The 10,850-nt window shown below is 44.3% G+C and carries 8 protein-coding genes; all 8 read right to left on the bottom strand.

Translation table 11 applies throughout. From position 1 onward, the window contains the following. Positions 1-94 precede the first annotated feature (94 nt). Positions 95-1,726 (bottom strand): S-layer homology domain-containing protein, encoded by a 1,632-nt coding sequence (locus AC1DSE_RS21715; RefSeq protein WP_477512062.1) that lies wholly within the window; start codon positions 1,724-1,726, stop codon positions 95-97. Positions 1,727-1,789: 63 nt separating this feature from the next. Next, entirely contained in the window at positions 1,790-4,765 is a 2,976-nt protein-coding gene (locus AC1DSE_RS21710; RefSeq protein WP_477528169.1) for a LamG-like jellyroll fold domain-containing protein, read from the bottom strand. A gap of 392 nt (positions 4,766-5,157) precedes the next feature. Further along, complete coding sequence (locus AC1DSE_RS21705; RefSeq protein ID WP_477512060.1) at positions 5,158-6,030, bottom strand: DeoR/GlpR family DNA-binding transcription regulator; 873 nt, start codon at positions 6,028-6,030, stop codon at positions 5,158-5,160. A gap of 48 nt (positions 6,031-6,078) precedes the next feature. Beyond that, positions 6,079-6,882, bottom strand: a complete 804-nt coding sequence (locus AC1DSE_RS21700; protein ID WP_477512059.1) for a PhnE/PtxC family ABC transporter permease — start codon at positions 6,880-6,882, stop codon at positions 6,079-6,081. 1 nt (position 6,883) lies between these two features. After that, the gene (locus AC1DSE_RS21695) at positions 6,884-7,669 is read right to left on the bottom strand and encodes a PhnE/PtxC family ABC transporter permease (RefSeq protein ID WP_441884619.1); all 786 of its coding nucleotides are present in this window, start codon (positions 7,667-7,669) and stop codon (positions 6,884-6,886) included. Further along, positions 7,659-8,447 carry a phosphonate ABC transporter ATP-binding protein gene (phnC, locus tag AC1DSE_RS21690; protein ID WP_477528168.1) on the bottom strand — a complete coding sequence of 263 codons (789 nt, stop codon included), beginning with the start codon at positions 8,445-8,447 and terminating at the stop codon, positions 7,659-7,661. Before phnC ends, AC1DSE_RS21695 begins: the two co-directional genes overlap by 11 nt. A 69-nt stretch (positions 8,448-8,516) precedes the next feature. Beyond that, positions 8,517-9,581, bottom strand: coding sequence for a PhnD/SsuA/transferrin family substrate-binding protein (locus tag AC1DSE_RS21685; RefSeq protein WP_441884539.1), 1,065 nt, complete (start codon positions 9,579-9,581; stop codon positions 8,517-8,519). 102 nt (positions 9,582-9,683) lie between these two features. After that, positions 9,684-10,850 (bottom strand): phosphonoacetaldehyde reductase (locus AC1DSE_RS21680; RefSeq protein ID WP_477528167.1); only part of this gene is annotated, 1,167 nt, incomplete at its 5' end.

The raw sequence follows: 10,850 nt of genomic DNA, 5'->3' as shown, positions 1-10,850 counted from the left end.
ATCTCAGAAAGAGAATCTAGAGTCGGATATAAAGTCTGAATGTTATAAATATCCTAGATTTAACTAGGGTCCCATATAGCCACTGGTTTATTTCTTATTGAACAATCCGCTCGATCAGCACCGAAATCACTTTTGCTATTTCTGCTCTAGTCAACTTGCCTTTAGCATCAAATTGATTGCCTGGTCTGCCACTAATGATTCCATAACGCTGCAATTGTTGAATGGCAGGCAAAGCCCATCCTGAGATGAATTGTTCATCTGCAAAAGGAAGTACTGCATCTGCTTCAGTAACCGATATGGCTGCATAGTTCATGAAATTTGCGATCATTTGGGCCATTTCTTCTCTTGTAACATCTTTATCCGGAGCGAACTTGCCATTTCCTATTCCGTTTACAATCCTATTATCACTTGCAAAAGCAATAAAAGGAGCATAATACTTGTCAGCATCCACATCATCGAAAGTTGTCTTAGAGGCAGCCATAGCCACGCCACTAAGCCTGCCTAGCACTGTTGCCAGCATGCCTCTGGTCATTGTGCCGTTTGGTGCAAAAACACTACTCGAGACCCCTTGAAAAAGCTCCCTCGCTGCCACAAAATCCACGCTGTATGTTGCCCAATGCTTCCTCATATCTGCAAAAACCTTCGAGTTGTATGCAATAACAAATGTGGAAGCCTGCCGAGTCAAAAATACAACCTTACCGTCATTCGCCATAGCTTGAGCAACAATCACTTTTTGTCCCTCATTCATTCGATAGACGATGATTCGCTCATTAGATTCATTCATTTTCACCTCATAAGGAACACTTACTTTAATATTGCTGCTAAAATTCGTTACTTTCTTACCGTCAACGATAATTACAACCGTTCTTGCCGGCTTTCCATCAACTGGTGCTTCATGCTCGATTCTGATTGTGATGTTTTCACCACCTAATTCCGCAATGGTTTCGCCGTTTATTTCTAGATCGCCGATAGACGTTTGAATGACTAACTTCTTACCGCTTTGGGCGATAAGCTTTGCGGATTCACCGCTAATAATGGCTTCGACGCTTTTTGCAGTCTTAGGTGCAGTGATGGTGAACGTTACGTTCTTATATTGACTTTCTCTTATATTACCCCTCACAAACTCGTCCTCTACCTGTACACTTACATGCCCATTCGATTCTTGAATTGGGGTTGGACTTGGATTCGCGGATGGACTCGATTCCGGCTTCGGTGTCGGTTGCAGCGGAGAAACGATCTCAAAGCCTCCCGTCTTGCTTGTCATAACTGCCGATGTATTCAAATCCTTATACGCCTTTAAATCAATTACGGCAAACTCCGAAACCCCTGCTTCTCCAATAGCCTTGAACGTCAAACTCATCACGACCACCGTATCATTTGTCTTAAATCCGTCGGAGTTGACGGCAGCCACTTTTACCGTTCCTCTTGCGGAATCCACATGGTACTCGTACAGCCAATCGGCAACATCCTTCCCTTTCTTAACCACTCTTCCCGACAATTCAAGGGCTGTGTGATCGTAATTCAATTGAAATTCAAACGTCTTTAGCCCTTTCGATCGGTGAATTACGATGTCCACGGTCGCGCTTTTTCCAGGCGAGGCTTGTGCGGACTTCACTTCCAACTCCGGATTAACTGTTGGCGACGAAATGGCATAACTAACATTTTGAAGCAAGAACGAGAGGATGAGCAAACAGCCTATCACTTTCCACAAATGCCTTATTTTCATAGGAATCGTCCTTTCTTGATTAAGGGGGAAGGCGTTCTGTCGCCTTCCCCGCTCGATAGTTTATTATTTAATATTCGGTCCGGCTAGCTTGTCCGCAATGATCTGCAATAGTGCTAGAACATCGAGCGTATCAACCTCCTTATCGCCATTCACATCCGCAGCCGCATATTGAGCTGCATTCTCTTTACTTGGACCAATAACAATTAGTTTAAGAATTCCCGTCGCATCCATTACATCAATTTTGTTGTCTCCATTAACGTCGCCAAGCATCATATTTGTAATGGTAATCGCTGCATTCTTCGATCCGATCCGCGCATATGCCGTCTCGCCTGTGGCGTTCATCGTTATCGCCTGCAAAAGCTCGAACGAAATCGCTGTCGTTTCATCCTTTGCAATATCCGCTTTGGCGCGGAATACCAGGTTGGCAACCACCGTTGGCTCGTCCGTACCAAGTGCAGCATCAGATACACTTGCGAAGCTGACTGTACCAGGTGTTGCTGTATTGGTAGCGTTTGTTTCCTTAAACTTCGTTAACTCAAATGATTCTAGTGTCAGCAGTTCTTCATCATAACGAATGACGCCTTCAAGACCAACGAGATCAGATGCCTGCTCTACGTTAACAGGTACCTTGAAAATACTACCCTTCGTAACGGATTGATCCACGGCACTCAGTTGCATCCCATTCTCGCCGGGATTCGGTTCATCGTCCGGATACAAATTAAGATCCATAGCGAATTGGTTTTTGTCGCGGAACAGTTTGTCATTTTTGACGGAATACCAATTCACATTCACATTGTTGCTGCCTTCCTTGAACGTCATCAGCATAAGCATGCCTAAGTCTCGCGGCTGCATGAATTGGGCATCCACCAGCATTTGCTGGACTGAATTTCCATGTTCGCCGATATCCTCTCTCACAACAAGATCCGGATAGCCAATATGCCCCGAAAGTACCAGCACAATGTTTTCGTGTTTGCTTACGAATTCATTCCACATATCATCGCCGTTATTTGCGTCATTGATATAAGCGGTCGGGTAATCGATATGGCGGGTGCTAATAAGCTCTCCGTTGTGATACACATAATTATGAGTTTCGACGATAATTCGTTTATCTGGGTTTTCAGTCGCGATTTGATTCGCCCATGCCAATACGTCATCGTTTGGAGCAAACTCCATCGCAATGACCATATACTCCACGCCGCCTATATCGAAGTAATGGTACGTATTCTCCATTTTGCCTTCTTGAAAAGCTCCTCCGAAGGTGGATAACTTGGAATATTTGCTGTACGGAAAGTAATTGTTGTAATTCGTGTAATTGCGGGTCAAATTCGTTTTATTCAAAATCACGTCGTGATTGCCTGGTGGCGCCACATAAGGTACTATGCCATCCAAATACGAATACGCTTYAGATGCGACCGCCCATTCTGCTGTGCTCGATGCCGTATCTACGATATCGCCCACGCCTATCGCCAGCTTGATATTCATATCGTCAGCATGATCCTTGATCCATTTCATATATTTCTTCATCTCTTCAGGATGCAATCTCGTCATATACTGGGTGTCAGGAATAACAGCGATCGTATAATCACCTTCTGCAAATTCGGGCTCTAGCCAATTAGTCGATTCATTATCGTAGATGATTCCATCGTTCTTATTGGCGGAGACATCCGGATACACGCCATTAGCGGCTTGATTGAGCTTCCAGTTCCCCATCAATCCCGCTTCATTTCCTTGCAATGAAACCTTATAATTCGTTTTTATCTCTTCGTCCGTTCGGATAGTGGACCATACACGAACATCGGCGATTTGACCATTGAATGTCATCAGCGGCTTGCCGTCTGTGCCATATCCTCTAAAATCCGAACCGATCTTCAGCTCGCGTGCGGTCCTGTCGTTCGGAATCTTCGCCTTCAAAACCTCCTCTTCTAGTTTTTCTCCATTGATATAAGTACTCGCTGTATTGTTCTTGTCATCCAATACCATAGCTACATGAACCCAATCGCCGACATTTACGTTAATATCCGAATAGTAATTGATTTCACTGCTTTTATCGGCTCTCCAGTACAATTTCGGATTGCCGTTGCTGCCAATCTCAAAGTTAAACCGGGAAACATCACTATAATATTGATCTTCGTAATTCCCCAAAACTACTCCAACTGGTTGATCCTTCGGTGTATTGGCCGGTACATTTACCCAAGCTTCAACCGTACGAGGGGCATCCGATAAACGTTCCTCAGTCATTAATTCCAATTGTCCATTGGTAAAATCAGTGCCAGTTCCTTCAAATTCGCTTATGTAAGGCGTTTCGATCTCATAAGCTTTTTTGAAGCCAAGCGCTGTACCGTTAATTTTACCAGCTTTATCGACTACCATATTCGTAAGAGGCACAGAGCTGTCCAGTGACCAAGCATGCATTAAGCCTTCTTCACTGCCCTTGATTTCTATATTGACATTATCTTTAATCTCATCCAACGTACGGACATCACTCCACAATCTAACCTCTGCGACCTCCGCTCTAATGTGCATGGAATTCCTTGTGTCCTTTCCGATGCTGTGTACGTACTGAGGAGTGACCTGTGCAGCCAAATCCAGATTTTCAAAGGTGGCAATAACAGCTCCATCTTGGATAACGGTTACTCTCTTATTCACAACGTCTCTGGTCACCGCCAGATGCGTCCATTTCCCCGTCGCAATATTTGCGCCTTGGGTCGATTTATCGATCAGCTTTGAATTGGATAGTTCATAATAACGGAATTGGTTGTCGGCTTTGAGTTCAAGGTTAAATTGAGTGCCTGCATTCGCGTTGTAATTCCCGAACAAAACCTGACGCTGATTGGGGTTAACTGCAAATTTAGCGCGCATCTCAAAGGTGGACGGTACATTGCTCAGCTTCTCATTAAGTTCTACAGCGTTGCTTTTCGCCGCATTAAAGACCAATCCGTAAGGGTCGCCAGACTCCTCAGCTTGTACCGGAGTCATGAAGCCTTGCATAACCATCATGACGGCTAACGTCAATGTAATGAATAACCTTCTTTTTTTCACAATTATCGCCCTTTCTGCCATTTGATTAAAAAGATAAAATTAATACCGATCCGCATCCTGAGGTAAGGTTATCTTCTGCTTGCTTTATCGAATTGACCATTGCCTTATACGTAACCCATCCTCTCAAATCAGTTTGTCATTCCCCATCGCCCGAATCGAAGCATACTGTTGAACTACAGCAAGGTAAATTTAAGCACCTATGGTTCATGCTTTTTAAAGTATATAGAAATAATGCATTTTAAAGCAATATATTTTGCTGTTTTTAACAGTAACTTAATACTTTATGCAGTATATTAATTTTAAAAATGCAAATTATATAAAAAAAAGCCCTTCCCACTGTTAAAGTGGGAAAGGCTGCCTTGGCGATTCCTGTTCTGTCCGTCCATTACCGGTTAACTCTGTTTGTAAACGACTTTCATTCCTGAATGTTTATACTTTTTCACAATATCTTCATTAATTGAAGAGTCCGTAATAATCATATCAATCTGATCCAGCGGACAAACATTCAAATAAGAAACCTTCTCGAATTTGCTGGAATCGGCCGCAACATTAATCTGCCTGGCACTTCCTATCATCGCCTTAATAATATCGATTTCATGAATACGGAAATCAGTTAAACCTTTGTTAACCGAAATCGCATTAATCGAAATAAATACCTGGTCAATATTGTATCCGGCGATATCCTCTTCACACTTCTTCCCATATAACGCGTATTCTTGTTGGTCCAAAATGCCGCCTGGCACAATGACAGTGAAGCTCGCCTTGTTGGAGAATTGTTCGATAATACGCAATCCGTTCGATATAATCGTCAGCCTTTCGAAATTTTCGGAGAGCTTCTTGGCGATCTCCAAAGTTGTCGTCCCCGCATTTAAAGCAATGGCTTGGCCTTCGGATACATATTCGCATACCAACTGAGCGAGCTCTATCTTTTTCTCTTTGTTTCTATTCTCTCTATAAAAAAATACACTCTGGTCTCCGTGATCGTCAGCTGGAATAGCGCCTCCATGGACGCGCTTAAGCAGCTTCTTCGATTCCATATTTTCCAAATCCCGTCTGACTGTATCAATCGAAACATTGAGAACATGGACTAGATCGGTTACTTTAACAGAATCGTTTTGCTTTAATATTTCTTGTATTTTTTTGTAGCGCTCTTCTTGGAGCATGAATCCACCCGCTTCCGACAATCTGACAATTGTACAATCAATTGCAACATCAATAGTATACATTTGATAATGCCAGTTCTCAAGTGGTTGGTTCTTTGACAATCCTATTTTTTGCTTTATTTTGCGTGATAAATAAAAAAAGCCGAATCGTTACACATTCATCTTCAATTTCTTCTTGATTATTCTCGCCACAATTTCCAGAATAATAGCGAATGCCAAAATCATGTACGTAATCAGTCCGATTTCCCGTACATCGAAATAATAATTGCTGGCCATAAACATATCATAGCCGATGCCTCCAGCGCCTGCCGCAGCGCCCATCGCTAACGCAACTGCGAAGTTGATCTCGAAGCGCATAAACGTCCAAGAGATCAGATACGAGATTGAAGAGGGAAGGACAGCCTGAAACACAATCTGCCACCAATTAGCTCCGCTGGCTTTCATCGCTTCAATAACACCATCCTCCATTTCTTCGAAAGACTCGGAATACGCTTTAACCAAGTAACTCACGGAGTGGAACGTCATKCCTATAACAGCGGCCACACTCCCAAGCCCTGCCGCTACAGCAAAAATAAGTACCCATAATACCGTGGGAACCGCTCTTATGAAGGCAACGATGCTTCTGATGAGCAGCGATACTGCCGGACTCGATAGATTACGCGCAGCAAGTAAGCCAAGAAATAGAGCAATTACCCCGCCAAACAGCGTCGTTAAAAAAGCAAGCCCTAGCGTGATGACCACTTGCTTCAGCGCCTCGGCTAAAGTGAAATGCTTTGCCCTTGCTTCTAGGAACATGGTGCCGAGCGTATCGCCCGTGCCTTTCACTGCCTCCAAGAGATTTAGATCCTTGTAGTCAAACGTGAAAAACCCGAATAACGAAAGCGCTGCTAGCGTCATTAAAGTTAGTCGAATTACGAATGAAGCTTTATTAAAGGGCTTAACTATGCGATTCATGTTACATAATCACTCTCCTCACATAGCTTGATACAGACTCGATAATCATGATGGCAATGACGATGACGACTACGACTAAGGAGGCGGCACCGTAGTTCAAGCTTTTGTAATACAGATTGAATAAAAATCCAATGCCTGTCCCAGTTAGAATACCAATTAAAGTCGCTTGTCTAATATTCGTTTCGATCGTGAACAAGATCCAGCTCAGCAACTGAGGAATACTCGATGGAATGACAGACTGTGCAATGATAGCCAGATAACTCGCACCTGTAGCCCTTAACGCTTCTACGGAGCTGTTGCTGACTTCATCAATAGACTCCATGAAAGCCCTTGTAAGAAAACCGAATGAGCCGAAAAACAAAGCCAAATAACCCGTCAGCACGTTCATCCCGAAGGAGAACAGCAATATCATCGACCAAGCTGCTACGTCGATATTACGGAATATTGTCGCAATCCAGCGGCTTGCCAGGCTGAATACCCCGTTTATACCTGTCGTCTGCGAGCCTAGGACTGCGAAAGCCAGTGCAAATACCGATGCCGTGGTCGTTGCCGCGATGGAAACCAATAGCGTCTCTATGAGCTTTTCCAGTATATCCGGCAGTTTCATCATCGATTTCTCATCCGGATAAAAGTTGCTGACCGCCCATTGCACCGCTTTAGGAATAGAAGTAAATCCCTTTATCACATCATACTCCGTAATTATTATCGCCAGCATCGTAGCGCCAAGCATCAGTGCGCAGAACAACAGGGTGTTCAGTCTTTTTCGCAGAAAAAAGTTATCCCGCATTAAGGCCACCGTTCGAATCAAGCAACACATCCAGCTCCGAGCCATATATGTGATGAAGACGCTCCTTCGTCAATCCCTCTGGAGTACCATCGTATACGACCGTTCCTTTGTTGACTCCAATGATGCGATCCGAATATTTCAGTGCTACATCGACTTGGTGCAAATTGACGACGACAGTAATTCCCATAGTGGAGCAAATATTGCGAAGATGCTCCATAATGACTTTGGAAGCATTCGGATCCAATGATGCGATCGGCTCATCGCATAAGAGCATCTTCGGATCCTGTATCAGTGCCCGCGCAATGCCTACGCGTTGCTTCTGGCCGCCGCTTAACTGATCACAGCGTTTATAGACTTGCTCCTCCAAGCCCAGGATCTGCAGAACACCGTACGCCTTCACCTTCTCCTCCTCAGTATAAATACCGAGCACGCCAGCCAAGGTAGACTTATACCCAAGCCTTCCATGTAGAACATTCTCGAACACACTCAACCGGTTAACCAGATTGTAATGCTGAAAAATCATTCCGATTCGAGTCCTTAGCCTCTTCAGCTCTTTCTTATTTATTGCTAACACATTCTTGTTATCGAATAGGATCTCCCCGCTGCTTGCTTCAATCATTCGATTAATGCAGCGAAGGAGAGTCGATTTGCCCGCCCCTGATGGTCCGATGACAGAAACGAACTCCCCTTCATTCACAGCGAAGTTAACATTCGATAACGCCTTTGTATCCGAGCCGTATTGTTTCGATACATGCTTGAATTCCAATAACGTTGTCATGAGTAACTCCTTTTCTCTTTCCCAGTTGTTTTAAAAATGGCCGTATGACGCGATGCCGAATAAAATTTCTTATTTAGCCATTTCGCGAACCGGGTTGAAGAAAGCGTCGTCCACCGGTACAAATTTCTCTTTACCCGATTTTTTCTTAAAGATGCTCGTTCCTTCGCCATCTTTCGGAAGGAAAATTTTCTCGTTATTCGTTACAGCGTCAGATGTGAATATTTCCAATAATTTCTGTTGGTCCTCTTCACTAAGTGTGTTTTTGTTAACTGCAAAAGGCTGGTTTAGAACAGGCGTAACAGAGATTAAAGTGAACTCTTTGTTCGCTAGTGTATTGAACGGTTCTTCCGCACCTTCTTTCACTTTGTATACTGCACCTGGTTTATTCGCATCGCCGGATACAAGCTCTACATAGTTCTCCACGCAAGTATCGCAGAATGCTGCAATGTCGGCTTTGCCGGACAAGAGGTTGACTGCCGCTCCTTGGTGCGATCCGCCAAATAAAACCTCACTGAACAATTTGTCGTCTCCGCCTTGCAGAAGATCTTCAGTCGTCAACGTCTTGTACTTGTCCATTTTGCTGAAGTAGCTGATAATGCCTGCCGATGGAACCTTGAATCCGGATGTAGAGGAATTCGATACGAATGAAAATTTCTTGCCTTCCATTTTATCGAGAGCGAAATCGCTGCCATTCATGTATTCAGATTCTTCGCCTTTGTTAACTGCGAGCCAGCTGTAATAAACAGCATCATCGAGCGTTCCGGACTCACCGCTTTGCACAAATAAAGACTGAACCTGATCGTTCTTTGCGTTAGCATCAATGTAGCCTTGCGCTCCCATGTAACCAATATCCGCGTTGCCGTTTGCGATGGCTTCAATCGCGATAATATAGTCGGTCGTCGTTTGGTGTTCTACTTTTTTGCCTGTTGCTTCTTCAATAATTTTCGAAAACTCGTCGCGTGCGTCTTTCAACTCGGCTCCCGATTCATTCGGATACCAGACCATCGTAATGGTGTCTTTCGATTTCGCCGGTTTCGAACTGCTGCTGCCATTCTCCGCTGAGTTATTGCTTCCGCATGCCGCAAGAACAGTAATTAGTACAAAAGTAAGAACGATCGATAATGCCTTTTTCATCATCTAACACTCCTTTGTTTTTTGTATATCGAATGCTTATATCAAGCGTAGCCGGCTGTTCTTTGCGTAATGGAAGTACAAGCCAAACATGACGCTGAGAATTTAAAGCAGTGAAACGAGCATATGCTTCAGTTCTTCAGGCGAAATAGGAGCGGGGTTGTTGTCCATTCTTCCTTTTGTGTATGCTTGGGCGATAATGGCTTCAATTCCTTCTTCAGTAACGCCGTAATCGTTCAGATTGCCCGACAAGCCGTATAGTTCATAAATGGATTGAACAAACCGTTGCACGCCTTGAACATCCTCCGCTCCGAACGCATGAAGAAGCTTCCTCGGCTCTACTAACGTAGAATAGTTATGCTTTAGAACAGTGGCTAACGTCACGCTGGCAGCAATACCATGATCAATGCCGTAGGATAATGTCAACGGATAAGAAATGGAATGGCAAGCGGTCGTTCTCGTATTGCTGAAGGCCAGACCTGCAAGCACGCTGCCTAGTGACAATTGCTCTCTGCAACCAAGCTGCTCAGGACTTTCTTTCAGCAATGGCAGCGCATTCCGAATTCGTTCAATCGCTTCCAGAGCATACAAACGGGAGATTTCGTTAGTATGAACGGACCAATAGGCTTCAGTGGCATGGCATAACGCATCCAGAGCCGTTGAAACGCTCAAGCGGAGCGGCATGGTCAAGGTTAGCTCAGGAAGAATCAAAGCCGCGCTTGCAAACAAACGTTGATCGGATACCGAATACTTGCAGCCGAGCTCCTCATCCCATATCGTTGCCCAGCTCGTTACCTCAGACCCCGTTCCGGAGGTAGTCGGAATGCCGATCCATGGCGCGAATCCTGTTTGTTTACTATATTGCTCGCCTGTGATTGCCTTCCTAACATCCTCTGGGCAGTCCAGATTTAAGCGCTGCAGTGCCGCTAACGTTTTTGCTGCGTCCATTACACTTCCGCCGCCAATCGCGACAATCAATTCATAATCGAATGAATTAACCTGCTGAATAAGTTGATAGATATCCTTAATGTCGGGATTATTCAATGTGACTTCATGAATAAAAACGTCTTTCTCGGTTAAAATGTCCTGAACAGGCTTCAAACATTCGGATTTATCGACTTCAAACCCTCTAGTTAAAAGCAATACGCGCCGTACCCTAGCATACTCGTGCTTTAACTTATCGCAGAGCGCGCCAAGAGATGCTTCGCCGAAATAAATAGATACCGGATTAAAGTAATGATTCATCGGAGCTCCCTCGCTAGACCGCTTAGT

The organism is Paenibacillus sp. 01L418 (genome assembly GCF_056400045.1).
The sequence above is the reverse complement of the archived record's forward strand: the minus strand, read 5'-3'. Positions and strand labels throughout refer to the sequence as shown.

Excerpts from the sequence above, each read along its gene's own strand:
- AC1DSE_RS21715 (WP_477512062.1), bottom strand. The coding sequence starts at position 1,726 with ATGAAAATAAGGCATTTGTGGAAAGTGATAGGCTGTTTGCTCATCCTC.
- AC1DSE_RS21695 (WP_441884619.1), bottom strand. The coding sequence starts at position 7,669 with ATGCGGGATAACTTTTTTCTGCGAAAAAGACTGAACACCCTGTTGTTC.
- phnC (WP_477528168.1), bottom strand. The coding sequence starts at position 8,447 with ATGACAACGTTATTGGAATTCAAGCATGTATCGAAACAATACGGCTCG.
- AC1DSE_RS21685 (WP_441884539.1), bottom strand. The coding sequence starts at position 9,581 with ATGAAAAAGGCATTATCGATCGTTCTTACTTTTGTACTAATTACTGTT.